Source organism: Roseateles sp. GW821-FHT09G03, assembly GCF_059416045.1.
Map to the genome: position 1 here is coordinate 738274 of NZ_JBWKOK010000002.1, position 26011 is coordinate 764284.

General features: G+C 69.3%; 23 protein-coding genes. 10 read left to right on the top strand and 13 right to left on the bottom strand.

Annotated elements, in window-relative coordinates:
• Positions 1 to 70 precede the first annotated feature (70 nt).
• On the top strand, positions 71 to 1198 hold the full coding sequence (locus tag AC07OZ_RS10540; protein ID WP_495467083.1) for a DUF2332 domain-containing protein: 1128 nt from the start codon (positions 71 to 73) through the stop codon (positions 1196 to 1198).
• On the opposite strand, the gene AC07OZ_RS10545 is transcribed toward AC07OZ_RS10540, so the two are convergent.
• Positions 1190 to 1717 (bottom strand): BON domain-containing protein, encoded by a 528-nt coding sequence (locus AC07OZ_RS10545; protein ID WP_495467084.1) that lies wholly within the window; start codon positions 1715 to 1717, stop codon positions 1190 to 1192. The genes AC07OZ_RS10540 and AC07OZ_RS10545 overlap by 9 nt on opposite strands.
• A gap of 99 nt (positions 1718 to 1816) precedes the next feature.
• On the opposite strand from AC07OZ_RS10545, the gene AC07OZ_RS10550 reads away from it, so the two are divergent.
• Positions 1817 to 3136, top strand: a complete 1320-nt coding sequence (locus AC07OZ_RS10550; protein ID WP_495467085.1) for a glutamate carboxypeptidase — start codon at positions 1817 to 1819, stop codon at positions 3134 to 3136.
• Positions 3137 to 3265: 129 nt separating this feature from the next.
• Here AC07OZ_RS10550 and AC07OZ_RS10555 read toward each other — a convergent pair whose 3' ends face one another.
• A complete protein-coding gene (locus tag AC07OZ_RS10555; protein WP_495467086.1) occupies positions 3266 to 3667 on the bottom strand; it encodes a PaaI family thioesterase in 402 nt (133 codons plus the stop codon).
• Positions 3668 to 3808: 141 nt separating this feature from the next.
• On the opposite strand from AC07OZ_RS10555, the gene AC07OZ_RS10560 reads away from it, so the two are divergent.
• The 7 genes from AC07OZ_RS10560 to AC07OZ_RS10590 all read left to right on the top strand — a co-directional run bounded on the left by AC07OZ_RS10560 (position 3809) and on the right by AC07OZ_RS10590 (position 10340).
• Positions 3809 to 5002 carry an amino acid aminotransferase gene (locus tag AC07OZ_RS10560; protein ID WP_495467087.1) on the top strand — a complete coding sequence of 398 codons (1194 nt, stop codon included), beginning with the start codon at positions 3809 to 3811 and terminating at the stop codon, positions 5000 to 5002.
• A 127-nt stretch (positions 5003 to 5129) separates the two neighbouring features.
• A complete protein-coding gene (locus AC07OZ_RS10565) occupies positions 5130 to 5930 on the top strand; it encodes a hypothetical protein (RefSeq protein WP_495467088.1) in 801 nt (266 codons plus the stop codon).
• Between the two features lie 65 nt (positions 5931 to 5995).
• Entirely contained in the window at positions 5996 to 7288 is a 1293-nt protein-coding gene (locus AC07OZ_RS10570) for a D-amino acid dehydrogenase (RefSeq protein WP_495467363.1), read from the top strand.
• Positions 7289 to 7297: 9 nt separating this feature from the next.
• Positions 7298 to 8554 carry a serine hydrolase gene (locus AC07OZ_RS10575; RefSeq protein WP_495467089.1) on the top strand — a complete coding sequence of 419 codons (1257 nt, stop codon included), beginning with the start codon at positions 7298 to 7300 and terminating at the stop codon, positions 8552 to 8554.
• A 49-nt stretch (positions 8555 to 8603) separates the two neighbouring features.
• Positions 8604 to 9512, top strand: coding sequence for a S66 peptidase family protein (locus tag AC07OZ_RS10580; protein ID WP_495467090.1), 909 nt, complete (start codon positions 8604 to 8606; stop codon positions 9510 to 9512).
• 128 nt (positions 9513 to 9640) lie between these two features.
• The gene (locus AC07OZ_RS10585) at positions 9641 to 10000 is read left to right on the top strand and encodes a type II toxin-antitoxin system RelE/ParE family toxin (protein ID WP_495467091.1); all 360 of its coding nucleotides are present in this window, start codon (positions 9641 to 9643) and stop codon (positions 9998 to 10000) included.
• Positions 9993 to 10340, top strand: coding sequence for a helix-turn-helix domain-containing protein (locus AC07OZ_RS10590; protein ID WP_495467092.1), 348 nt, complete (start codon positions 9993 to 9995; stop codon positions 10338 to 10340). Before AC07OZ_RS10585 ends, AC07OZ_RS10590 begins: the two co-directional genes overlap by 8 nt.
• 71 nt (positions 10341 to 10411) lie before the next feature.
• Here AC07OZ_RS10590 and AC07OZ_RS10595 read toward each other — a convergent pair whose 3' ends face one another.
• Positions 10412 to 13273 (bottom strand): TonB-dependent receptor domain-containing protein, encoded by a 2862-nt coding sequence (locus tag AC07OZ_RS10595; RefSeq protein WP_495467093.1) that lies wholly within the window; start codon positions 13271 to 13273, stop codon positions 10412 to 10414.
• A gap of 238 nt (positions 13274 to 13511) precedes the next feature.
• On the opposite strand from AC07OZ_RS10595, the gene dacB reads away from it, so the two are divergent.
• On the top strand, positions 13512 to 14945 hold the full coding sequence (gene dacB, locus AC07OZ_RS10600) for a D-alanyl-D-alanine carboxypeptidase/D-alanyl-D-alanine endopeptidase (protein ID WP_495467094.1): 1434 nt from the start codon (positions 13512 to 13514) through the stop codon (positions 14943 to 14945).
• On the opposite strand, the gene AC07OZ_RS10605 is transcribed toward dacB, so the two are convergent.
• From AC07OZ_RS10605 to AC07OZ_RS10650, 10 genes are all read right to left on the bottom strand, one after another.
• Complete coding sequence (locus tag AC07OZ_RS10605; RefSeq protein WP_495467095.1) at positions 14875 to 17058, bottom strand: DUF3857 domain-containing transglutaminase family protein; 2184 nt, start codon at positions 17056 to 17058, stop codon at positions 14875 to 14877. The two genes, dacB and AC07OZ_RS10605, sit on opposite strands and share 71 nt — an antisense overlap.
• Before the next feature lie 164 nt (positions 17059 to 17222).
• Complete coding sequence (locus AC07OZ_RS10610; RefSeq protein WP_495467096.1) at positions 17223 to 18314, bottom strand: S66 peptidase family protein; 1092 nt, start codon at positions 18312 to 18314, stop codon at positions 17223 to 17225.
• A gap of 78 nt (positions 18315 to 18392) precedes the next feature.
• Positions 18393 to 19034 carry a M15 family metallopeptidase gene (locus AC07OZ_RS10615; protein ID WP_495467097.1) on the bottom strand — a complete coding sequence of 214 codons (642 nt, stop codon included), beginning with the start codon at positions 19032 to 19034 and terminating at the stop codon, positions 18393 to 18395.
• 42 nt (positions 19035 to 19076) lie between these two features.
• Positions 19077 to 19976, bottom strand: a complete 900-nt coding sequence (locus AC07OZ_RS10620; protein ID WP_495467098.1) for a LysR family transcriptional regulator — start codon at positions 19974 to 19976, stop codon at positions 19077 to 19079.
• 2 nt (positions 19977 to 19978) lie between these two features.
• Positions 19979 to 21589 carry an ABC transporter substrate-binding protein gene (locus tag AC07OZ_RS10625; RefSeq protein ID WP_495467099.1) on the bottom strand — a complete coding sequence of 537 codons (1611 nt, stop codon included), beginning with the start codon at positions 21587 to 21589 and terminating at the stop codon, positions 19979 to 19981.
• Between the two features lie 110 nt (positions 21590 to 21699).
• On the bottom strand, positions 21700 to 21885 hold the full coding sequence (locus AC07OZ_RS10630) for a hypothetical protein (protein WP_495467100.1): 186 nt from the start codon (positions 21883 to 21885) through the stop codon (positions 21700 to 21702).
• 159 nt (positions 21886 to 22044) lie between these two features.
• Complete coding sequence (locus AC07OZ_RS10635; protein WP_495467101.1) at positions 22045 to 23031, bottom strand: peptide ABC transporter ATP-binding protein; 987 nt, start codon at positions 23029 to 23031, stop codon at positions 22045 to 22047.
• A complete protein-coding gene (locus AC07OZ_RS10640) occupies positions 23028 to 23972 on the bottom strand; it encodes an ABC transporter ATP-binding protein (protein ID WP_495467102.1) in 945 nt (314 codons plus the stop codon). Before AC07OZ_RS10640 ends, AC07OZ_RS10635 begins: the two co-directional genes overlap by 4 nt.
• Complete coding sequence (locus AC07OZ_RS10645) at positions 23972 to 24883, bottom strand: ABC transporter permease subunit (RefSeq protein WP_495467103.1); 912 nt, start codon at positions 24881 to 24883, stop codon at positions 23972 to 23974. Before AC07OZ_RS10645 ends, AC07OZ_RS10640 begins: the two co-directional genes overlap by 1 nt.
• Positions 24884 to 24970: 87 nt before the next feature.
• Positions 24971 to 25975 carry an ABC transporter permease subunit gene (locus AC07OZ_RS10650; RefSeq protein WP_495467104.1) on the bottom strand — a complete coding sequence of 335 codons (1005 nt, stop codon included), beginning with the start codon at positions 25973 to 25975 and terminating at the stop codon, positions 24971 to 24973.
• Positions 25976 to 26011: the final 36 nt, after the last annotated feature.

Genomic DNA, 26011 nt, shown 5'->3' on the forward strand with positions numbered 1-26011 from the left:
ACGATGAGCGGAAGGCATTTGTCGGATACCCGACATTCTGGCGGCACCCGCGAGCCTAGAGTCACTGCTCATGGAAGACGCACTGGGGCGCATCGCCCACCACTTCACCCGCTTCGCCGAGACCGACGGCGCGGACGACCCGTTCTACGCGGCGCTCGCAGGCATCATCGCTGCCGATCGGGGCCTCATGTCCCTGCTGCTGGAAGCACCGACGACCCAGCGCAAGCCAGTGCTGCTGCTGGCCGCACTGCACGACCGGATCCTGGCCGGCGAGCCCCATCCGATCGCCGCGTACTACGCGAGCGTCGGCGGCACGCGGGCGCCGGACGATGAACTGAAGTCGCGGCTCGAGGACTTCGTCCGCCGCGAGGACGCCGCGCTGCGCGCGCTGATCCGCGTGCGCACCACGCAGACCAACGAGACCGGCCGCTGCGCCGTGCTGCGGCCCGTGCTGCAGACCCTGGCGACGCGTCTCGGTGGCGCCGACCTTTCCCCGGTCGAGTTCGCGCTGTTCGAATTCGGTTGCAGCGCGGGCTTGATCCTCGGCGTCGATCGCTACGCCTATGACGACGGCGTCGAGGCGCTGCCCGGCGCCTCGCCCGATGCCCCGTTGGTCCCGACGCTCTGGCGAGGCGAGCGGCCCGCCGGGCTGCTTGGCGAGCCGCGTTGGCGCGCGTCGTACCGGATGGGCGTCGACCTGCATCCCATCGATCCGGCCGACGACGCGGCGGCCCGCTGGCTGCGCGCGTGTCTGTGGCCGGGCGATGCCGCGCGTCGCGAGCGCCTCGACCGCGCGCTCGCCGATGCACGGCGGCATCCGGTGCCGCTGGTGCAATCGGAGGATGGGCTCTCGGTGCTCGAGCGCTGGATCGATGAACTGCCCGCCGGCGTCACGCCGGTGATCTTCAACGTCTGGGTGCTGGCCTACTTCGACGCCGCGGCATTCACGACGCATGTCGAGCGCATCGGCCGGCTGGTGCGCGAGCGCGGCCTGGCCTGGATCAGCGGCGAAGTGGGCAAGCTCGCCCCGCTCCCGTCGCCACCGGACTGCCCGGCCGGCGAGTCGCCCGGCAGCGGCACGCTGTGGACGCTGCAATGGCGCGACGGCGGCGAGGTCCGCACGGAATCGCTGGCCTGGTCCCATCCGCACGGACGGTGGATCGAGTGGCTGGACGACGGACACGCCCGCTCAGCGTGAGGCCCCCGGCGCTGGACTGGCCGGCGCGCCGGGCACGAGCTTCAACTCGTTGACGACCATCTCCACGTCGTCGATCTGCTTCACCAAGGCCTCGAGCGCGGCCGCCTGATCGGCACTGCGCACGCAGCCCTGCAGCCAGATCCAGCGCCGCTGGCCGAGCGCCCAGGCACTCGTCGTCGCGTCGAACCGGCCGTCGGCGGCGATCGCCTTCTGAACGCGCGGCATGATCTCCTTGTCGTAGAGATACGCGTTGGGCAGCCGGCAGCGGCCGCTCTGGAAGCAGCTGGTGCCGCGCTCGATGCGGCCGTGCGCCTGCGCCTTGGCCTCGGCATCGGTCATCAACGGACCGGGAGGCGCCGGACATTCGGCAAGGGGAATCGCCGAGGTCAGTTGCACGAAGGGGTCGTCGAAGACGTTGCGGCGCGCTTCTTCCGCGAAGGCAGGCAGCACCGCGGACAGGATCAACGCCGTCCGTGCGCAGACGCACAGGCGGCGGGCGAATGGCGGCGGCTGACGCATGGCCGGGAGCTTGCCCTATCGCTTTCGAGCGTTCAAGCGGACAGGAATGATGGCTAGGATGGCCCGCCCCTCCCCTCACGAACGCTGGAGATCGCGAAGATGACCCATCCGATGACCGCTTCCTTCCCCCGACTGCGCCGCGCGGCGCTGGCCCTGGCCGCGATGACCGCCCTCGGCGCGCACGCGCAGACGGTGCCCGAGCTCACCGCGCTCGCCGCCAAGGAACAGCCCGCGCTGATGAAGACCCTGCAGCAGCTGGTCGAGATCGAGTCCGGCAGCTCCGATCGCCAGGGCCTGGACCGCATCGCCGGCGTCATCGCGCAGCGGCTGCGCGACCTGGGCGGCCAGGTCCAGCTGATCGATCCCGACACCGTCATCGCCTCGCCGACCTCGGACGCGGGCGACGGTCCGGCCAAGGTCGGGCAGGTCGTGCGGGCCTCGTTCAAGGGCGGCAACGCCAACGGCAAACGCCTGATGCTGATCGCGCACATGGACACCGTCTACCAGCGCGGCGGCCTGAAGCAGCAGCCCTTCCGCATCGACGGCAACCTCGCCTACGGCCTGGGCATCGCCGACGACAAGCAGGGCATCGCCACGATCCTGCATGCGCTGGCGATCCTGAAGTCCGTCGGCTTCAAGGACTACGCCGAGATCACCGTGCTGATCAATGCCGACGAGGAGATCGGTTCCCCAGGGTCGCACCCGCTGATCACGAAGCTCGGCGGCGAGCATGACGCCGTGCTGTCCTTCGAGGGCGGCGGCGGCCCGACGACGCCGGACACGGTGCGTCTGGCCACCAGCGGCATCGCCATGGTCGACCTGAAGGTCAAGGGGCGCTCGTCGCACGCCGGCGCGGCGCCGGAGAAGGGCATCAACGCGCTGACCGAGCTGTCCCACCAGATCCTGCAGACGCGCGACCTGTCCGATCCCAAGCGCGGCCTGCACCTGAACTGGACGATGTCCAAGGCGGGCTCGGTCCGCAACGCGATTCCCGAGCGCGCCGAGGCCCAGGGCGATGCGCGCGCGGACCGCTTCTCCGACTTCGATGCCCTGGAGGCCGAGCTGCGCAAGCGCATCCAGAACAAGCTGGTCCCGGATGCGGAAGTGACCCTGAGCTTCAACCGCAACCGCCCGCCGCTGCAGGCGACCGACGCGTCGCGCGCGCTGGCCGCGAAGGTCAAGGCCCTGGCCGACGAGCAGAAGCTGGAACTGGTCGTGCGCGACCGCCCGACCGGCGGTGGCACCGATGCCGCCTACGCCTCGCTGTCGACCAAGGCGCCGGTGATCGAAGGCCTGGGCGTACGCGGCTACGGCGCGCACAGCAGCGACAGCGAGTACGTCGTCGTCGACGCCATCGCGCCGAAGCTGGCGCTCGTCACGCGCCTGGTGATGGCCATCGGCAGCGGCAAGGCGCTCTGACGCAGTCCTCGGAATGGCAGCAGTCCTCGGTGGTTCGGGGACGGCATGGCTTGGGGTTTTGCCGCTGGCCGGCAAGGCCCCATGCCATGGCGGCCAAGCGCGCAAAAGGTGGCAGGACGCGATGCGCGATCAGGCCTTCGGATACAGGACCATCTGCGTGCAGCGGAACAGCGCGATCGTCTTGCCGTTGTGCGTGACGGTGGCGTCCCAGACCTGGGTCGTGCGGCCCATGTGGACCGCGGTGGCGAGGCACTCGATGACGCCTTCGCGGGCCGTGCCCAGGTGGTTGGACTTGAGCTCGACCGTGGTGAAGTTCTGCGCGCCGTCGGGCAGCGACGAGATGCAGCCGTAGCCGCAGCAGGTGTCGGCCAGCGTGACGACGCTGCCGGCGTGCAGGTAGCCGTTGGGCGCCATGACCTGCTGGGTGACCGGCAGGCGCGCGAAGACGCGGCCCTTCTCGACCTCGACGATCTCGATGCCCATGTGGCCGGGCAGGCAGGCCGCGCCGCGCGCGTTGAAGTCCGTGATCATGTGATTCTGTGGGGCAAGCAATGCGAAGCCGGCATTGTCGTCGGGCCTGTACCGGTGCGTCGGCACGGGGGCTGTTCCGGTGCGGGCGGTCGCGGCTGGGGATAATGACGCGAGCCGATAGTCCAACGTGGAGTTTCCAGCATGTTCCAGCACGTCGACGCCTACGCGGGCGATCCCATCCTGAGTCTCAACGAGGCCTTCCAGAAGGATCCGCGCACGCAGAAGATCAACCTGTCCATCGGCATCTACTTCGATGACGACGGCCGCATCCCGATGCTGGACTCCGTGCGCCGCGCCGAGCTGGCAGTGGTGGAACAGGCCGGCGCGCGGCCCTACCTGCCGATGGAAGGTGCGGCCAACTTCCGCACCGAGGTGCAGAAGCTGCTCTTCGGCGCCGACAGCGAAGCGCTGCAGGGCAAGCGCGTCGCGACCATCCAGGGCGTGGGCTCGTCCGGCGGCCTGAAGGTCGGCGCGGACTTCATCAAGCGCTACTTCCCCGACAGCGCGATCTACCTGAGCGACCCGACCTGGGACAACCACCGCGCCGTCTTCGAGGGCTCGTACATCGAGTGCCGGAGCTACCCGTACTACGACGCCAAGACCGGCGGCCTGCGTTTCGACGCGATGCTGCAGGCGTTCTCGGAAATGCCGGCGCGCAGCGTCGTGCTGCTGCACGCGTGCTGCCACAACCCGACGGGCGTGGACCTGTCGCAGTCGCAGTGGGACGCGCTGATCCCGGTGCTGCAGGAGCGCGAGCTGATCCCCTTCCTGGACCTGGCGTACCAGGGCTACGGCGACGGGCTGGAGCAGGACACCTTCGCGATCCGCGCGCTGACCTCGGCGGGCCTGAGCTTCTTCGTCGCGAACAGTTTCTCCAAGAACATGAGCCTGTACGGCGAGCGCTGCGGCGCGCTGTCGGTCGTGTGTCCCGACGCGGCGCAGGCGGCCAATGTGCTGGGGCAGCTGAAGTTCACGATCCGTCGCAACTACTCGAACCCGCCGATGCACGGCGGCCAGGTCGTGGCCAAGGTGCTGGGCGACCCGGCGCTGCGCGCGCTGTGGGAGGGCGAAGTCGAAGAGATGCGCGAGCGCATCCTGGCGATGCGCAACGCGCTGTTCGAGGTGGTCTCGGCCAAGGTGCCGGGCCGCAACTTCGACTATTTCCTGAAGCAGCGCGGCATGTTCAGCTACACCGGCCTGACGCCGGAGCAGGTGGATCGTCTGCGCGAGGAATTCGGTGTCTACATCCTGCGCTCCGGCCGCATGTGCATCGCGGGCCTGAACACGCGCAATGTCGAGGCGACGGCGAACGCGATGGCGGCCGTCCTGGCATGACCTGACCCGATCCATCGGAGGCGATGAGGGCAGCCGGGAGGCTGCCCTTTTTCATTGTCAGAACGTTTTCAAGTGAACCCTGTGGGTTTGCATGTGCACTCCGTCGATCCCTCGAACAGGACGTGTCATGCTCAACTTGGATTCATCTCGTGAATTTCCTGCCCCGGGCGTCACTCCGCCCGACCTCGGCGCCGAACCGCCCGTCGCGCCGGCACCGCAGGAGATGGAGACCCCGCCCCGGCGAGACGCGAGAAAGCCCCGATGGCATCGGGCGTTCTACACCACGTCCTCCCCCGCGGCGTCCGCATTGCGGCGGCAGCAAGAGGCGGGCGGGAGGCCGTCCCGGAACGCATCGAGGGTCCAGGACTTCATAACCGGCGCATGCACGGCCTCGGATGTGCTGCGAGCGACGGTCAGCGGCATGGCCCTGTGCGGCAGCAGGACGGCCGATGCGCGGGCCTGCTTCGATGAACTGGATCGCGCCGTCAACGCGCACACCGGCGAACGCGTGCATCCCGACGTGAGCGTCTACAACGCGTTGATCTCGGCGCATGAACGGGCAGGCCAGCCGAAACGGGCGGCGGAGTACCTGGATCACGCCGTGAGAAGCGGAGTCTTCCTGCACGCCCTGGGCTACGACCGCGCTGACAACACGGTGAATTTCCACCGTTACGCCGTGGAGCGAGGCGCAGAGTTCAAGACGGAAGGAATCTGCGCCGACGTGGCGCGGAGCATCTTCCGTCGATTGTTCGACCGGGGGATCATCAATGCGGAGACCGAGTTCATTGTGGGACATCGCGGCGGCCACAAGATCGGGGATGCCATCTGGGACTGCATGGGCGACGTCGGATGGCCTCCGCGACATCCGGTCAATGGGCGCGCGCGCAACGAAGGCCGCCTGGCGGTGGACCCGAGGCCACAGGGATAGTCCTTGCGCACATTCAACAAGGTTATGGGTAGCGGCACCGCTTTCATTGGCTGAGGGTGTCGTGAATCCGTAACCTCCCGGACCATTCAAGAATGAATTCGTCCGGGATGAAGCAGCTAGTCGTGATCGGTGGGGGCGTCGTGGGCGTCACCACCGCCTGGGCCCTGGCGGAGGCGGGGCATCGGGTGACGCTCGTGGAGCGCGAGGCCACGCTCGGCACGGGCGCGAGCCGTGCGAACGGCGGTCAGCTCAGCTACCGCTACGTGTCGCCGCTGGCGGATGCCGGCGTGCCGCTGAAGGCGCTGCGCTGGCTGCTCGATCCGGACGGTCCGCTGCGTTTCAAGCCGGACGGCACGACGGCGCAATGGCGCTGGCTGGCGTCGTTCCTGGCGCATTGCCGCGGGCCGGTCAATCAGCGCACCACCGAACGCCTGCTCGAACTCGGCGCGTTCAGTCAGCAGTGCTTCGGCGAGCTTCAGCGGCATGCGGCGCTCGATGCCATCGCGCTGCGCACGCCGGGCAAGCTGGTCGTGTATCGCAAGCCGGAGGAATTCGCCCGCGTTGCCGCACGCACGCCCGCACGGGGGCCGGAACGGGCGCTGACCCGCGATGAATGCCTGGCGATCGAGCCCTCGCTCGGCGACGGCGGCGCGGAGTGGCTGGCCGGCGGCATCTTCACCTCCGGTGAGGCCGTGGCCGATTGCCATGCGCTCAGCGTGCAGCTGGGCGAGCGGCTCGCGCGGCATCCGAATTTCCGGGGACGGGTGAAGGCCAACGCCACCGGCTTCATCGTCGAGGGCGATCGTGTCGTCGCATTGAGGACGGACCAGGGCGATCTGGTCGCGGACGGCATCGTGCTGGCCGCCGGCCTGCAGAGCGCGGCGCTGGCGGAACTCATCGGCGTGCGGCTGCCGCTGTATCCGCTGAAGGGCTACAGCCTGTCCGCCCCGATCAACGGCGTGCATCGCCCGCCGACGGTCAGCGTCACCGACTTCGAGCGCAAGACGCTCTACGCCCGCATCGGCGATCAACTGCGTGTCGCCGCGATGGTGGACCTGGTCGGCGATGACACCCGCATCGATCCGAAGCGTCTGGCCGCGCTGCAGCGCAACGTGCGCCAGACCTTCCCGAAGGCGGCCGACTACGACCACGCGGTGCCCTGGGCCGGTCTGCGCCCGGCCACGCCGAGCGGCGCGCCCATGCTCGGCGAGACGCCGCTGCGCGGGCTGTGGCTGAATGTCGGTCATGGCGCCCTGGGATTCACCTTCTCGTTCGGCTCGGCCCGCATCGTGGCCGATCTCATCTCCGGCAAGCCCAGTCCGATCGCGCTGGACGGGCTGCAACTCCGCGCTGCCTGAGGGCCCGCGATGACGACGGCCGCCAAGCCCGTCGCGCTGGACGCCGCCTCGCTCGCCGAGGCGCTGCGGGCCGCGGTGCTCGCCCAGGACTTCGGCGCCACGCGCGATCCGCAGGACGACGACAGGCCGATCCGGCACTTCCCGAGCATCGATCTGGCCGTCGTCGCGTTCCCGGAACGCGGCGCGCCGGTCGCGGCGAATGTGCTCTTCTCGCGCGAGCATCCGCAGGGTCTTGTCGCCGACATCGCGGCAGACGCGGGCTCCGTGCGCAACATCCAGTTCCTGGCCGATCAACGCGATGCCGAGGGCAACTCGATCGCGTGGCGGCCGGCGTCCGACTGGTCCGCGATGGACTGGACGCCGTTGGCAGGCGAGGTGGGCGAGGGCGGCGGCCGCATGGTGGCGCCTTACCCCGCGTCGTTGCTGAAGCTGATGCTGCTGGCGGGCGTGGGCCGGCTGGTCGACCAGGGGCGGGCCGGCTGGTGGCAGCCGCTGACCTACGGCGGCCGCGAGCGCGCGGTGTCCGATTGGGCCTACGACATGGTCACTTGGAGCAGCAACGAGGCGACCTCGGCGCTGGTCACGCTGATGCACGCCGCCGGCGCGATCCGCCGCGACGGCGGGCGCGAAGTGCGCAATGAGCTGCACACGCTGTTCGCCTCGCTCGGGCTGACGACGCTGCGCTTCGCCAACACGACGCCAGAGGGCGGTTGGGGCAACGGCTCGGGATCGGGCGTGGGCCAGATCCAGATGACGGCCTGGGACACGGTGCGGCTGCTGTGGTGGCTGGACCCGGTGGCGCCGCGTGCGCCATGGCTGCGCGGCGATGCGCCGCGCCTCTCGCCCGAGAGCCGCAACCAGGCCATGCATGCGTTGCAGGACCAGGCCCTGCATCAGGTGTTGTCGAGCGGCGCGCTGGGTGGCGTGCCTGGCTGGGTGCCGGGTCTGCCAGCGCGGCTGCCGGGTCGGTGGTTGATGCCGGACGGCGCGCTGCATGCGGGCGAGGTGTCGCTGCCTGGTGACCTCCGCCGCTTCGCGATGGGTGGCGAGGTCTGGTTCGCACACAAGACCGGCAACACTGAGAACTACACGTCCGATGCGGGCATCGTGCGCGGCATCCTGCCCCGACGCCGGCACTACCTGATCGCGCTGCTGAGCAACCTCGGCTCGCGCTACGCTCCGCATCCCAGCTGCTCCACGACCTGGCGCATCCCGGCGCTCGGCGCCGCGATCGACGCGCGGATGGCGGCCTGGCTGGAGTCCTGATTCCGACGATGTTCCCGGCGCGCGCCGCCGATGTTCCTCCACGCTGCTCATGGCCGACGACACCTTCCTGCTGCCCCCGTTGCCCGAGCGCGCTTGCCTCGGCGTGATCGCGCCCGCCGGCCCGCCGAGGGACGGTACGCTCGACCTCGTGGTGCCGCTGATCGAGCGGCTGGGCTTTCGCGCGAAGCTCTTTCCCGGGTGTCACGGACCGGCCTTCCTCGGCCACCTCGCGGCGGACGACGGTCGCCGGCTCGCCGACCTGCACGAGGCGCTGGATGATCCTCACGTCGATGCGGTGATCGGCCTGCGCGGCGGCTATGGCTGCCTGCGGCTGCTCGACCGCATCGATCGCGCGCTGCTGCGTCGATCGCCGAAGCCGTTGATCGGCTACAGCGACCTGACGGCATTGCATGCGCTGCGCCAGCAACTGGGCATGGCCGGCTGGCATGCGCCGATGCCGGCCTCGGACTGGCACAAGGGCGACGCCGACTGGGCCGACGCCGTGGCGCTGGCCGAGCGCCTGCGCAGCGGCTTGCGCATCGGTGAGGCTCTCGGGCCGGCACTCGCGCCGCATGTGCTGAACCGCGGTTCGACGCCGGTGCGCGGCGTGCTGAGCGGCGGCAACCTGGCGGTGCTCGTTGCGCTATTGGGCACGCCGTTCATGCCGGACCTGCGCGGCGCGGTCCTGTTCCTCGAGGACATTGGCGAGGATCCGTACAAGATCGACCGCCTGCTGTGCCAGCTGCGCCTGGCCGGCGCGCTCGACGACATCGCCGGCGTGCTGCTCGGCAGCTTCACCGACACCGACTCGCCCGACGAGGTGCTCGCCGACTACTTCGGCGACCTCGGCATCCCGGTCCTCGCCGGCTGGCCGAGCGGCCATGCGACGCCCAACCTGCCGCTGCCGATTGGCGTGGCGGTGACCTTGGATCCGGCCGAGAGAACGCTCAGCGCCTGAGCGCCACTTCTCCCCCATCAGGGGGCCGACTTCAGGACGAATCAGTCCTGGGCAAGACCTGTCACTCAGGCCTCTCGAAACAGTGCGAAGAGGTCGAGAGGTCGAAGTGGCGAATCCCATCTATCTGGTTGAAGGCTTTCAACGGTGGATGCGCAAGCAGGAGCTGCGCAGACGCGGACCTGTGCCGCGCCGTGGCGGAAATGGAACGTGGGCTGATCGATGCAAATCTCGGTAGTGGACTCTTCAAGAAGCGGATCGGACGATCCGGGTCCGGCAAACGCGATGGGTATCGCGTGATCGTCACCCATCGACGAGGCGGGCCGTGGTTCTTCATCGAGGGCTACGCGAAGAATGCGGTGGCCAACATCGAAGGGTGGAGGCTCCGTGGCTGCAAGGAAACCAACGTGCTCCTCGAAAAGATGAACGACGATCAACTGGCGGGGGCCGTCGTTTCAGGACTTTTGAAAGAGGTGATCTGTGATGCGTAAACGCAAGTTCGACTCGATTGACCGGATGGTGAAGACCGGACGCCGTATGTATGCCTGCGGCTTGGCGAGCGGCGAGGACTTCCAGCGACTGGCTTGGGTCGGTATTGCTCCAGCGGAGCCGTTGATGCCCGAGGAAGTCCGGATCATTCGTGAAAGCGCGGATCTGGACCTCTACACCTTCGCCAACATGCTCAACACGACGGCGCGCTTGCTGCGCCGCTATGAGCAGGGACTGACCCGTCCCACCGGCCCGATCCTCCGCTTGTTGCACAACATCAGGGAGCAGGGCATCAGGAACGTGTTCCCGCTGAGCTCTCGTGCACTCGGCGGCCAGGCGTAAAAAAGCCCGCCGGTCTCCCGGCGGGCTTGGTGTCCGATGGCCCGCCGCGCGAGGCGGCAGGCGGCGCTTGATCAGAAGAACTTGTAGTCCAGGCCCAGCGTGAACGACCGTCCGCGCGGGTCGGCCACACGCGGTTCCCACGAGCTGCCCGAACCGGTGTTCGTGTCGTAGCTGTTCGCGAACGGCGGATCCTGGTCGAAGATGTTCTTCACACCGACGGTGACCGTCAGGTTCTTGATGCCGCTGTAGGCCACGCTCGCGTGGTGCAGGTAGTACGGCTTGACCCACGGATCGAAGGCCGGCGTCGACGCGTTGCCGTTGGCCACGCCCGGCGGGACGTAGCCGTAGTAGCCGGTGCTGTACTGCTGGCGCAGCGACCAGGCCCAGTCGCCATAGGTGTAGGTGATGTACGCGCTGTGCTTCCAGCGGATGCCCAGCTCGCTCGACCGCGTGAACTGGCCGATCTCGCTCGGGCCGAAGGCCACGTTGTCCAGCAGCTTGGACCGCTTCTTCAGCAGGTAGGTGCCGTCCAGCCCCGCACTCAGGCGGCCGCCGTTCATCGGCGTGCTGCCGCGCATCGACAGTTCCAGGCCGCGCGTCTGCGTCTCGCCGGTGTTCACCCAACGGGTGTCCACCGTCTGCAGCACGCCGTTGGCGTCACGCTGGAACGCCTGCGGGAACAGCTGGTAGTTGTTCAGGATCTGCGTCAGCGTCAGGCTCTGGATCTGGCCGTCACGACGGATGTCCCACAGGTCCACCGAGGCGCTGAAGTCCTTCATCGGCTGCCACACGAAGCCGATGTTGGACATCTTCGACTCTTCCGGCTTCAGGTCGCTGCGACCGCCGAACAGCGTGTTGAAGGTGACCGCCTGGCAGCCCGGCGTGTTGCTGACCACGTTGGTCGGGCAGGTCGCCGGATCCGGCACGCCGGCGCCGGTGTACGGCGACTCGGTCACGCCGTTGAACAGCTGGTTGAAGGTCGGCACGCGGAAACCGGTGCTGTACGACGCGCGGAACACCAGGCTGTCGATCGGCTGGTAGCGGATCGAAGCCTTGGGGTTGGTCGTGCTGCCGAAGCCGGTGTACTTGTCGTAGCGCACCGAGAGGTTCAGGTCCAGGTTCTTGACGATCGGGATGATGGTCTCGCCGAAGATCGCGCCCACCTTGCGCTTCACGCCGCTCAGCGCGTTCACGTTGTCGAACGGCGCGTTGAAGATCCAGGTGTTGATGTCGTTGGTGTTGACCGTCTGGTTGCCGTCGAAGCGGTACTTCTCGATCCGGTAGTCCACGCCCACCGCGCCCATCACGTCACCGGCCGGCAGCTTGAACAGCGGACCGGAGGCGGTCGCGTCGTACTCGTCGGTCGTGTACTTGCCGCCGTAGAGCTTGGTGCCCTCGGCCGAGATCGCGTCCAGCGCCGCCAGCGCGGCCGGTGTCTGCGACTGTCCGGCCAGCAGGAACGGGTTGAGCACGCCCGTGTTGATCAGGTTGGCCAGGCCGACCCAGTTCTGGTAGCCGCTGCCCAGCACCGAGTTGCTCTTGCTGAACGCCTGCGACGCGCCGACCTTGTAGTCCCAGTCCTTGAGGAAGGGCAGCGGGCCGTCCATGCTCAGCAGGTAGCGGCCGGTGTCGGTGGTGGTCTCGAACTCGCGCTGGCCGCACTCCATGCAGCGCCAGCGGAAGGCCAGCGGCTTGCCGGCCTGCGAGGCCAGCGACGGGAAGGTGCCCACCAGCGCATTCCACACGGCCTGGTAGCCGGCGCCGGTCGACGGATAGGCGAGGTTGCGGAACGGGCTGATCGCGTTGGTGCCGTTGGGCAGCCCGATGGTCGCCGTGGCGCTGCCGCTGCTGATCTGGTTGGCGGAGAAGATCTTCTGCGACTCCGACTTGCCCAGCAGCACTTCGCCGGTCAGCATGTGCTCGCCCAGCTTGAGCATGCCGCGCGTGACCAGGTTGGTGTTCTTCACCGGCTGCTGGATCACCGCGGCCTTGCCCGAATCCCACGCGCAGCCGAACTGGTTGGCCGGCGACGCGGCGGCGGAGTTCCACAGCTTCTCCGCGTACGGGGCCATGCCCGGCTGCGAGGCGCAGCCCGCGCCGCCCGGCAGGTCCAGGATGTTGGCGCTGGTGATGGTGGTGCCGTTGTAGACCGGCGCCGTGATCGTGGGCGAGAAGAAGACCGTCGCGAACGGCGTGCCGCGCGTGTCCGGGGACAGGCCGCGTTCGGGCTGGAAGCTGTTGACGAAGTCGCGCTGCGAGCCGTCCAGGCGCTTGTTGTCCGTCATGGACAGGACAGCCATGACGTTGAAGCCGTCCTTGTCGACGTTGCCGATGCCGCCGGTCACCGAGCCGCGGTAGATGTTGCCGCCGCTGTGCTGCGTCACGTCGGAGAAGCCGCTGACGGTCAGGCCGGTGTAGTCCTTGCGCAGGATGAAGTTGATGACGCCGCCGACGGCGTCGGTGCCGTAGGTCGACGAGGCGCCGTCCTTCAGCACCTCGACGCGCTCGATCGCGGCCATCGGGATCTGGTTCAGGTCGACGACGCCGCCGTTGAGGCCGTGCGCCGCGATGCGGCGGCCGTTCAGCAGGATCAGCGTGGCGTTGGCGCCCTGCAGGCGCAGGTTGGCGGAGGTCGCGCCGTTGTTGCCACGGGACTGGCCCGAGACCACGTCCGCGTTGGAGGCCAGGTTGTCCAGGCCGTTGCCGTTGGAGGAGAGCGTGGCGATCAGCTGCTCGGCCGACACGATGCCCTGGCGGTCCAGGTCGCGGCGCGAGATGGTCTGCACGGGCAGCGCGCCTTCGTCCTGGATGCGCTTGATGCTGGAGCCGGTGATTTCCACCCGCTCGATCTTCTGGACTTCCTGCGACCAGGCCGCCGCGTGGGCGCCCAGTCCCACCACGACGAGGCAGCGGGCGAGTTGATTCAGTTTCACGACCTTCTCCTTGTTAACCGGTCCGGCGTCCTGGAACGCCTCCAACGACTGCGGCCGTCCGATGCGAGGGCGACCCTTTGATGTGGCTGTGTTGCGAGCTGTGAATGATCTTCAAGCACGAGCGGTTTTCACCGTCATAGGAACGTCACCCATTTGTTGTTTCCGTCCCGATGAATGCTTGTCTCGCGCGTATAACCTGCGGGAATGCAGCGGGGCCGGGAATATACAGTCGCTGCTCATGCGAGCCCTCCCCGCCTTCGTGCTTCTGGTCGCCGCGCTCGTGACGAGCGGCTGCGCCACCTTCGTCGACACCCCGCCCGCGCCGGTCGAGGCCGCGTTGCGCCAGGCCGGCGTGCCGGCCTCGTCGCTGGCGGTGGTGGCCTATCCGCTGGACGCGCCGGGCACCGGCCTGCGCCTGAATGCGGACCGGCCGATGGCGCCCGCCTCGACGATGAAGACGATCACCGCGGTCGTGGCGCTGGACCGGCTCGGTCCCAACAGCCGGGGACAGACGCAGCTGCTGGCCGCAGGCGAGGTGCGTGACGGTCGCCTCGACGGACCGCTGGTGCTCAAGGGCGGCGGCGACGCGGACCTCGACTGGCCCGCGTTGTGGGCGATGCTGCGTGAGGTGCGCGAGCGCCACGGCGTGCGCGAACTGGCCGGCGGCATCGTCGTCGATCGCGGCCTGTTCAACCCGGCGCGTCCGGACATCGGCGCGCCGCGTTTCGACGAGCAGGCCGAGTTCCCGTACAACGTGATCCCGGATGCGCTGCACCTCAACGGCAGCCTGCTGCAGTACGACTTCTGGTCCGACGACCGCGGCCTGACGGTGCGGCCCTATCCGCAGTTCGGCGGGCTCGCGATCGACGCGAGCGCGGTCACGCTGAACGACAAGCCTTGCAAAGACTGGGACGACGGCTGGTTGCCGTCGCGCTTCGAGGCGCTGCCGGACGGCGGCGGACGCCTGGTGCTGGCGGGCGAATTCCCGCGCGGGTGCCAGGTCTCGCAGTCGCTGAACGTGCTGGATCGCCAGTGGGAGACGGCGCAGGCGCTGCGGCAGCTGTGGGGCTCGCTGGGCGGCACGCTGTCGGGCGGGATCCGCGAGGGCGCGACGCCCGAAGGCGCCCGTGTGCTGGCGCAGCACCGCGACCGCCCGCTGGCCGAGCTGTTGCGACCCATCCTGAAGTCCTCCGACAACGCGCTGGCGCGGATGCTGTTCCTGCGGCTGGGCGCGTCCGCGGCCCAGCCGGGCGAGGACACCCGCGAGGCGGCCGCGCGCGTCGTGCGCGAGTGGTTCGCCGCGCAAAAGATCGCCACGGCCGGCCTGGCGCTGGAGAACGGCTCGGGCCTGTCGCGCAGCGAGCGCGCCTCGGCCGCGCAGATGGCGGCGATGCTGCAGGCCTCGGCTCGCGGCGCGCATGGTCCCGAACTGCTGGCCACCTTGCCGGTGGCCGGCGTCGACGGCACGCTGGTCCGCCGCATGAAGGGCACGGCCGCGGAGGGCCGCGCCCGGATGAAGACCGGCACGCTGCGCGACGTCGTCGCGCTGGCCGGCTACGTGCCGGACTCGACCGGCAAGACCTGGATCGTCGTGGCGATCGTCAATGACGATCAGGCGGCGAAGGCGCGTCCGGCGATCGATGCGCTGGTGGACTGGGTGGCGCGGCGCTAGCCGCCGCGACCCGCGCGAGCGACGCGTCCAGGCGCCGGCGGCGCAGCCAGTTCGAGCCATGGTAGGCGCCTATCCACACGACCAGCATGCCGATCAGGGCGAGGATGCCCTTGCCCAGGCTGCCCTTTTCGCCAGCGCCTGACCGCGGCGGCACGTCCCATGTGAGGTCGTGGCCGACCCAGTCGGCCGCCTTGTCCATCGTCTTGGCATGGTCCGCCAGCTGGTCGACCGGCACATGGTCGGACTTGCTGCGGAAGGTCTGCGTCAGGTGGACGCGGTGTCCTTCCATCTTGAATTCGCGCTGATACGAGAACGCGTGCGACTGGAAGTTCTGCACGTCGCTGTCCTTGGCCATCGGCGCCCAGGAATCCGGCACGCGTTCTTCGACCCGCATGACCAGCTCCTCGCGCCGGGCGAAACCCAGCGGCTGTTTGCGCAGCGCGATCTCGGGCTTGCGCAGCAGGTCCACCATCTCCGGGGACGGCAGCCCGGCCTTCGACGGCTGGCCGCGCTTGTCGCGCTCCCAGGGATCGTCGATGTCGTAGCGTTCGTGGGTGGTGACGACGTTGGCCTCTTCGTCGTCCTGCCACTCCATCGTCGCGAGCGGCCGGATGCCCGCCAGCCGGGTGTAGTTCGCGTAGTACTTCAGCGACTTCGATTCGTAGTCCGGCAGGTTCTCCGAGAAGGTGCCGTTGCGCATGCGCTCGGCGGCCACGCCCTCGTAGCGCGTCGTGACCTCGAAACCGGCGCGGTGGCCGGGCCCCTTGCTGAGGTCGTAGACCACGGCGATCCGGCGCCGGTAGATCGCGGCGTCGCCGGTCGTCATCGGCGTGAGGCCCGTGGTCTCCGGCGAGAGCACCAGCGCCTGGCCGAAGTCCGCGGGCGCGATCAGGTCCAGCGGCGCCCGCTGCGGCGATCGCGTCGGATCCAGCCAATAGGTCTTGCCATCGACCACCGCCTGCACGATCGCGTGATCGAAGACACCGGCGGAGGGCAGTTCGTCGGCCAGCTTCTCGCGCAGCTCCGTGTGGACGAGGGCGACGTTCGCCTGCAGGCCCAGCGCGCGCATCAGCGCGACGGTCAGCAGCGACTTGTCCTTGCAGTCGCCGAAGCGCTGTGCGAAGACGCGGTCCGGCGCGCGCGGTGCGTGCGAACCCGCGCCCATGGAGATGGACAGGTAGCGCACCTGCTCCTGCGCCAGGCGCAGCGCGGCCGCGGCGCGTTCGGCCGGCGCGGCATACGCGCCGGCGATGCGATCGACCTCCGCCCGCAGCGCCGGTGACAGCCGCGCCGGTGGCTGGTACAGCGGCGCGCCCCAGCGCGCGACGTCGCCCCAGTCGCGGAACTCGGTCCAGCGCACCTGGCGCCAGGGATCGAACCAGGACGGCGTGTTGTTCTCGCGTTGCACCGCGGGCACGTCGCTCGCGTCCCAGACCAGCTCCTGCTGACCGCCCTCGGTGCTGCGGCGCGGCGGCGGCGTGCCCGGCGCCGTGCGGACGACGATCTCGCGCCCGCCCGGCATCACCAGGCGGTTGTGGATGCGGGCGACCGGGCTGCCGTAGTCCAGCGAGAAGCCGCCGAACTGCCGGCCCGCGTAGACCGGGTTCCAGCCGCTGACGCTGTAGGCGTAGTCGAGCACGTCGCCCACGCGGATGTCGTCGAGCTGCAGGATCATGGTCTTGCGGCCGTCGTAGATGCGCTGCTCGGCCTCGGGCTCCCGATCCAAGGTGCGCGCGGACACGCGATCGCGCCACGGCAGCCAGCGGCCGTCGCGCAGCACCCGCAGCTGGTGCAGCTGCACGCGCTGATAGGCGGGGTCCCACTCGATCTCGAGCTGGCCGGCCTGGTCCAGCCCCTTGGTCGTGCGCACGCGCATCGCGTAGTGGCGGAAGGCCTGCCGGGTGCCGTCCGGCGCGACCCGGGTCTGCGCGTCCGCCAGCAGGTAGTCCAGGCCCTGGATCGCGTTCTTGACCGTCCGGGCGGGATCCGGCGGGACGGGGCTCACCCAGGCCGGGGCGTCGGTGAGCGCCGGCAGTGGCGCGGCGGCGACGCCGACGGGTGTCAAGGCCATGGCGGCCACGGCCACGGTCGCCGCGATGGCGAATGCGGCCATGCGGCCGCCTGCCCGCGTCTCGCGCGGGTCTCGAACTGTCTTCATTGGTCAGGAACTCCCTCGGCCGCCATGCTAGCCAAGCGGGCGGGTGCCGGAGAAGGGCGGTTCCCCTGAGAGGCCGGAAGAAGGGCGCGAGGGCGTGGAACGCGGGGCGGCTGGCGCCCTCAGAGCACCGCCGGCGACAGCAGCCGCAGCGTGCCAGCGCGTGCGTCCATCTCGGCGGGCTGGCCGACCGGCACGGTGAACTTGCGCCGGATGTGGCCGATCATCGCGCCGCGATAGACCGGCACGTTCAGCGGCAGGAAGTAGTCGTCGAAGACCTCGTCCAGCGTCAGCGTGCCGAAGTTGCCGTCGCCCGGCCCGCACTGCGTGAACTTGCCCAGCACGACGCCGGCCAACTGGTCGAGCGCGCCGCACAGGCGCAGCGTGGAGAGCATGCGGTCGACGCGGTAGATGTACTCGTTGACCTCTTCCAGGAAGAGGATCGCGCCGCGCGTGTCGGGGAAGAAGGGCGAGCCCGCCAGCGAGCTGAGCACGGCCAGGTTGCCGCCGACCAGCGGTCCGCGCGCGAGGCCCGGACGCAGCGTGCTGATGCGGTCCTCGCGCTGGACGAGGTTGGCGCCGCGCTCGCCCTGCGGGTTCTGCAGCAGGTCCGCCTGGGCGTCCATCGCGACGGCGCGGAAGTGCTGGAGGGAGAACTCGTTCCACTCCGAGCCCGCGACCGGGCAGTGGAAGGTGATGAGCCCGGTCTGCTTGTGGATCGCATTGACCAGGCTGGTCAGGTCCGAGAAGCCGCCGAAGAACTTCGGCTTGCGGCGGATCAGCGCGTAGTTCAGCTTGTCGACGATGCGGTTGCAGCCGGAGCCGCCGGTCAGCGCGAGGATGCCCGCGACCTCGTCGTCGGCGAAGAAATCGTTGATGTCCGCCGCGCGCTGGACGTCGGTGCCGCCGAACTGGCCGTAACGCCCCCGCACGTTGGCGCCGAGCTTGACCTTGAAGCCGAGCGCCTCGAGCGACTCGACGGCGATCTCCAGCGGCTCGCGCTCGTAGGTGGCATTGGCGGGGCTGACGAGGCCGATGGTGTCGCCGACCTTCAGACGTCGCGCGCGCAGCGGCTCGGGCGCCGTCGCCGCGCGGGCGTTGCGGGGATCGCGGGCGGGCGCGGTCGTCTGGGCCTGCGCAGCCGGCAGCGCGCCGAGCGCGGCGGCCGCCGCGGTGGCGGCGCCGGTGAGGATCTGGCGACGGGAAGCGGTCATGGGATCTCCGGAAGGCAGGCGCGTCGAGTCAGCCAGGCGGTCAGGCGATTCGTGCGATGACGTGATGTCGGATGGGAGTCAGATCACCAGCGGCAATTCGCGGCGGACGCGCTCGCGATCGCCGAAGTCGAAGTGCCACCACTCGGTGCTGATGGTCTGGAAGCCGGCGTGGCGCATCGCCGCGCGCAGCCAGCCGCGGTGGCGGAGCTGGTCGGCGGTCAGGCCGCCGGCGGCGAGCTGTTCGGCCTCGAACTCGGGGTGCGATGCGGGCGTCATCTCGTCGAAGCCGGTGCCCATGTCGAGCTCGCGGCCGGCGGCATCGAGCAGCGTGACGTCGACCGCCATGCCGAACGAATGGATCGAGCGCCGCGCCGGATGCGCGAGGTATTTGGTCAGCGGCGTGCCTTCGAGCTCGGCCCACAGCGCTTCCTGCACGCGTTGCGGCCGCAGCGCGTCCAGCACGACCAGCGTCACGCCGGGGCAGTGGCGGCCCAGGTATGCGGCGGCCTCGGCGACGGCGTCCGCCGATTCGCGGCGCAGGTAGGCGCAGTCCAGCCCGCCGTAGACGTTGCGGCCGACGAAGTTGTCGGGCGTCGCGTAGCGCAGGTCCACCGCGATGCCGGGGATCGTCAGCAGCGAGCGGAACTCCGCGTGCGAGGCGATTTCCTCGCAGGGAATGGGCGGTGGCGGGGCGTTGGCGACGGAAGCGTCCGGAGTCATGGTGAAGCGGCGTGGAGCCGGAAGATCAGACGCCGAGGCGCGTCACTCCAGGCTCTCGAGGTTGGCGCGGGCGGCGTCCCGCAGGTAGGTCACCAGCCGGCGCGCCGCCTGCGCCAGCGGCGCGCTGGCGGAGGTCAGGAGGTACAGCTGGATGCTCATGGCCGGCGCCAGCGGACGGACCTTCACGCGGGTGCGGTCGGCCGAGGCGGCGGTGAAGGGATCGACCGCGGTCATGCCGACGCCGGCTTCCACCAGCGCGCGGGCGAGCTGGTAGGTCTGGACCGTGATGCGGCTGTCGAGGTGGCGGCCTTCGGCCTCGCTGGCGTTGTGCAGCATGTGGCCGAGCGGGTCGTCCTCGGCCATCGCGATCAGCTCGGACTGGATCTCCTCCAGCGGCAGCGGGCCGGCGCCTTGCGCCTCGGGGCTGTGCATCGGGCACAGCGCCATCATCGTGCCGCTGGCCAGCACCTCGGCCTTGATGCCAGGGTGGCGCGGGTCCTGCAGGCTGAGGGCGAGGTCGGCCTCGCCGAGCAGCAGCGCGGAGACGATCTCGCGCGTGTGATTCGTGCTGAGCTGGCAGCGGCTGCGCGGGAAGGCCTGCGCCCAATGCGTCATCGCCGCGGGGATCACCGAGGCGCCCAGCGTCGGCGTGGCCATCAGGCGCAGCGATTCGGATTCGCCGCTGCGCAGGTTCGCCGCGAGGCGCCGGATCGCGACGAGGTCGCGGTTGAGCTTGTCGATCTCGACGAAGAGCCGTTGCGCTTCCGGCGTCGGATAAAGCTTGCCGCGGACGCGGTCGAACAGCGGCATGCCGAGTTGCAGCTCGCAATGCTGCAGCACCTTGGTCACGGCGGGTTGCGAGATGTGGAGCAGCTGCGCCGCGCCGCTGATCGTGCCGGCCTGCATGATCGCGTGGAAGACTTCAATGTGACGAAGACGCATGCTCACTCGCGGTAGACGTTCTCAAACACCACCCCCCCGTTCGGCTGCATCTTGAAGCCTCGCAAGTCCTTGCTGGTGGGGATGTACACCGTCGAGTGTGCCATCGTGATCCAAGGCCGTTCGCGCTTGAAGATCTCCTGGGCCTTTTCGTAGAGCGCGATCCGCTTGGGCTGATCAGCCGTCGCGCGGGCAGCGTCGATGAGCCGCTCGAACTCCTGGTTGCAGAACTTCACGCCCGACTTGTTGGTCGCGCAGCTGAGGTTGGGCGTCAGGAAGTCGTCCGCGTCGCCGCTCTCGCCGGACCAGCCGCTCATGTAGACCGTGTGCTCGCCGGCGTTGGCGCGCTTGAGGTACTCGCCCCATTCGTAGCTGCGGATCTGCGCGCGCACGCCGATGCGGGCCCAGTCCTGCTGGATCAGCTGCGCCATCAGCTGGCCATTCGGATTCGTCGGGCGCGTGACCGGCAGCGCCCACAGATCGAGGTCCAGTCCGTTCGGGAAACCGGCCTGCTTGAGCAGCGCCTTGGCGCGCTCGGGGTTGTATTCGTTCTTCAACGCCTTGTTGTAGCCGGGGATCGCGGGCGGGAACGGATTCACCGCCTGCATGGCGTCGCCGCGCGGGAACAGCGCGCGGAAGATCGCGTCGCGGTCGACGGCGATGTCCAGCGCTTCGCGCACGAGCCGGTTGTCAGTCGGCGCCTTGCGCAGGTTGAAGGACAGGTAGGAGATGTTGAGCGCCTGGATCTTCTCGAGCTTGATGCGCTCCGGATGGCGGTCGATCGCGGCGACGTCGATGTCGCGCAGGGGCGAGGTGATCTGGCACTCGCCGGCGAGCAGCTTCTGCACGCGCACCGGCGCCTCGCGGCTGATGGTGAAGATCAGCTTCTGCGTCTTCTGCGGCTCGCCCCAGTAGTCGGGGTTGCCTTCCATGCGGACGACGTCGTCCTTGGCATAGCTGCGGAAGCGGTACGGGCCGGTGCCGATGGGCAGGCGGTTGATCTGCGGGGCCTTGCCGTCGCGCAGCAGTTGCTGGCCGTACTCCGCCGACTGGATGCCGGCGAAGGCCATCGCGAACCAGGTGACGAAGGTGACGTTGGGCTGTGCCAGCGTGAAGCGGACGGTGTGGTCGTCGAGCTTCTCCATCTTCGCGATCGCCTTGGCCAGGCCGAGGTTCTGCGGATAGATGAAGTTGGCGGGGAAGGCCTTGTTGAACGGGTGCTCGCGGTCGAGGAAACGGCCGAAGGTGAAGAGCACGTCATCGGCGTTGAACGTGCGCGTCGGCGTGAACCACGGGCGGGTGTGGAAGCGGACGTTCTCGCGCAGCGTAAAGGTGAACTCGCGGGCGTCGGGGCTGATGGTCCAGCTCGTCGCGAGGGCAGGCTGCAGCGCGGTGCCGCCGCGCTCGAAGCGGACCAGCCCCTGGAACATCTGGTTGTTGACGTTGTTCGTGCTGGCCGAATCCCATAACCCCGGGTCGAAGCCCTCGGGGCTGGCGTCGGTGCAGTACACGAGCGGCTTGACCGCGGCGGCGCCGGCCGCATGAGCGGCAGAGAACGCGGCAGGCAGGGCGGCGGACAGGACTATGGCCAGTGAGAGGGGGAGGACTGAGCGCATCGGGAGGAGGGCAAGCCGCGCATTGTCGAAACGCCGCTTCCCAGGTCACAACTGAAATGGGCGGGTTGGACCATAACACTGGGTTATGCGGATGAGGCGCGTGGCTGGGATCAGAGATCGTTGATATCGACTTCGACGGTCTCGGCGCCCTTGATCGTCGAGAGCAGCATGTCGCGATCACCGATCAGCTCTTCAAGCTCCGTCATCAGGGCGTGGTGCAGTTCCGGGCTGAGCGCATAGAAAAGCGGTTGACCCACTCGGTGGACAAGCAAGGGGCCATGGTGGGCCGCTTTCATGGCTGCAGCCGGATCGCGAGCAAATTAGAAGAGGGGAATCGTTGGAAACGGAGACTCGGCATTCATAGGACCTCCTTTTAACGGGGCGCGCGCCAGTGCGCTAACGACCTGTCATTGGAGGGACGAAGCACGCAGATCGCAATTGCCTCGAATGGTTGTTCAAATCACATCACAAGCCACGAGTCGTCCATCGATCTCCCGCAACTCCGGCCGCACCTCCGCGCAGCGCGCGACGGCCTTCGGGCAGCGCTGATGGAACGCGCATCCCGTCGGCGGCTTCAGCGGACTGGGCAGCTCGCCGTGGATGCGGATGCGTTGGCGGCGGTCGGCCGGGCGCAGCGCCGGGGTCGCGCTGATCAGCGCCTGCGTGTACGGGTGCAGCGGCTTGGCGAAGAGGCGGCGCTTGTCGCCGTGCTCGACCACGCGGCCGAGGTACATCACCATCACCTCGTCCGCTACGTGCTCCACCACCGCCAGGTTGTGCGAGATGAACACGTAGCCCGTCCCGAACTCCTCCTGCAGGTCCATGAAGAGATTCAGGATCTGCGCCTGGATCGACAGGTCCAGCGCCGAGGTCGGCTCGTCCGCGACGACGATCCCCGGCTGCATCACCATCGCCCGCGCGATCGCGATGCGCTGGCGTTGACCGCCCGAGAACATGTGCGGGTAACGCTGCAGGTGCTCCTGGCGCAGCCCCACCTTCGCGGCCAGCGACTGGATGCGCTCCTGCCGCTCGGCGCGGCCCAGCGACGTGTTGATCACCAGCGGCTCCGCCAGCGTCGACGCGATCGTCTTGCGAGGATTCAGCGCCGCGTACGGGTTCTGGAACACCATCTGCACGTCGCGTCGCAAGGCCTTGCGCGCGGAGGCGTCGGCGGCGTCGCGGCCGTGGATCCGGAGGTCGCCGGAGGTCGGCGTCTCGATCAGCGTCAGCGCGCGCGCCAGCGTGGATTTGCCGCAGCCCGATTCGCCGACCACCGCCAGTGTCTTGCCCGGCGCCAGAGAGAAACTGACGCCGTCCAGCGCCCGCACCGTCGCCTTGGGCGCGAACCAGCCGCGGCTCACGCGGTAGTGGCGGGCGAGATCGCGCGCCACCAGCAGCGGTGCCGCATCGGAAGCGACGGGCATGTCAGGCGCGGCGCTCATGCGGCGGACTCCTCGACCAACGGATAGAAGCAGCGCACGCCGTCGACGACGTCCGGACGCTCGGCGCGGCAGCGCGCCTGCACGCGCGCGCAGCGCGGCGAGAACAGGCATCCCGCCGGCCGGTCCAGCGCGCCCGGCACGATGCCCGGCAACGCCTGCAGCCGTCGCGCGCCGCGGTTGTGTTCCGGGATCGCCGCCATCAGCGCGGCGGTGTACGGATGCTTGGGCGCCTCGAAGACATCGGGCAACGCGCCCGTCTCCACCACCTGGCCCGCGTACATGACGGCGACGCGCTGCGCCATCTCCGCCACCACCGCCAGGTCGTGCGTGATCATCACGAGCGCCATGCCCTGCTCGCGCTGCAGGCGCAGCAGCAGGTCCATGATCTGGGCCTGGATCGTCACGTCGAGCGCGGTCGTCGGCTCGTCGGCGATCAGCAGCTTGGGCGAGCACGCGATCGCCAGCGCGATCATCACGCGCTGGTTCATGCCGCCGGACAGCTCGTGCGGATAGGCCTTCAGCCGGCTCGCGGCGTCGGGGATCTCGACCTGCTCCAGCAGCTCCGTCGCGCGTTGACGCGCCGCGGCGCCGCGCAGACCGAGGTGAGCGCGCAGTACTTCTTCCAGCTGGTGACCGACGGTGTAGCTCGGATTGAGGCTGGCCAGCGCGTCCTGGAATACCATCGCGATGTCCTTGCCGATCAGCTTGCGCCGCTGCGACGCGCTCATGCCGAGCAAGTCCTGACCCTGGAAGCGCAGCGCCGTCGCGCTCACCTGTCCCGGCGGATCGATCAGGCCCATCAGCGCCATCATGCTCACGGACTTGCCGGAGCCCGACTCGCCGACGATGCCCAGCACCTCGCCCGGCGCGACGTCGAGGTCGACGCCGTCCACCGCCGGGAAGGCGCCGAAGCGCACGCGCAGATCGCGGATCTCCAGCATCACGAGACCCTCTTGAGGCGCGGATCGAGCGCGTCGCGCAGCCCGTCGCCCATCAGGTTGACGCTGAGCACCGACAGCAGGATCGCCAGTCCCGGCAGCGTCACCACCCACGGCGCGCGGACGATGTAGTCGCGCGCGGACGAAAGCATCGTGCCCCACTCCGCCATCGGCGCCTGCACGCCCAGGCCGAGGAAACCGAGGCCCGCCGCCTCGAGGATCGCCGCGGAGAAGCTCAGCGAGGCGTTGACGATCAGCGGCGCGAGGCAGTTCGGCAGCACGGCCGAGAACATCAGCCGCCAGGTCGACGCGCCGGCGACGCGGCTGGCGGTGACGTAGTCCTTGCCGAGCTCCGCGAGCGCCGCGGCGCGTGTGAGCCGCACGTACTCCGGCAGGCTGCCGACGGCGATCGCGATGACCGTGTTCATCAGGCCCGGGCCCAGCACGGTGATCACGCAGATCGCCAGCAGCAGACCCGGCAGCGCCAGCATCACGTCCATCACGCGCATGACCACGGGCGCGAGCAGCCGTTGATGGAAGGCGGCCAGCAGTCCGAGCAGCACGCCGGGAATGAGCGACAGCACCACCGACGCCAGGCCGATGCCCAGCGACACGCGCGCGCCGTGCAGCAGCCGCGAGAGCAGGTCGCGGCCGAGCTCGTCGGTGCCGAGCAGGAAGCGCGTCTGCCCGCCGTCCATCCAGATCGGCGGCGTCAGCATGTGCTCGCGGTATTGCCGCACCGGATCATGCGGCGCGATCCAGGGCGCCAGCAACGCCGCCAGCGCCAGCAGCGTGAAGACGATCAGTGCGAACAGCGCGCCGCGGTTGGCGGAGAACCCGCGCCAGAACTCGGCGAGCGGGCCGGGGGGCGCGATCGCCGCGGGGGCTGTCGACGTGGAGGGGAGGGCGCTCATGGTCGTGTCATCCCTGCCATGTCCGCCGCCGGGCCGCCCCCAAGGCGGACTGCGCCCCTCGGGGGCCGGAGCGGAGCGACTGGGGGCTCATTTTCTGATGCGCGGATTGACCACGCCATAGAGCAGGTCCACCAGCAGGTTGACCGCGATGAAGGTGCAGGCCGAGATCAGGATCCCCGCCTGCACCACCGGATAGTCGCGCCGCGCGATCGCATCGATCAGCCACTTGCCGATGCCGGGCCAGCTGAAGATGGTTTCCGTCAGCACCGCGCCAGCCAGCAGGCTGCCGACCTTCAATCCGATCACCGTGATCACGGGGATCAGCGCGTTGCGCAGGCCGTGCACCAGCACCACCCGCGACGGCGACAGGCCGCGCGCGCGGGCGCTGCGCATGTAGTCCTCGCGCAGCACCTCGAGCAGGCTGGAGCGTGTCATCCGCGCGATCACCGCCGTCGTGCTGGTACCCAGCACCAGCGCCGGCAGCAGCAGGTGCCGCAGCGCCGAGCGCCAGGCGCCCGCCTCGTCGTGCAGCGCCGCGTCGATCAGCATGAAGCCGGTGACGCGCTGCACGTCGTACTCCACCGCGATGCGACCCGACACCGGCGTCCAGCCCAGGCCCACCGAGAAGAACATGATGAGGATCAGCCCCCACCAGAACACCGGCATCGAGTAGCCGACCGTCGCCACGCCCATCACGCCCTGGTCCAGCAGCGAGCCGCGCCGCAGCGCGGCACCGGTGCCCAGCGCCATGCCGAGCACGATCGCCAGCAGCAGCGCGAAGAGCGCCAGTTCCGCCGTGGCCGGGAACAGCGCGAGGAACTCGTGCGACACCGGCTCGTGCGAGACCAGCGAGCGTCCCAGGTCCCCGTGCAGCAGGCCGCCGACGTAGTCCGCGTACTGGCGCCACAGCGGCTGGTCCAGGCCGAGCTCGTGCATCAGCCGCGCGTGGGTGTCGTCGTCGAGCGCGCGCTCGCCCATCATGATCGCGATCGGATCGCCCGGCACCAGCCGGATCAGGCCGAAGGCGACCAGCGTCACGCCGATCAGGGTCGGCAGCAACGAGGCCAGGCGGCGGAGCAGGAAGTTCAGCAAGGCGGGCGGCGGCGGGGTGCGTGGCGGGCGAACGTG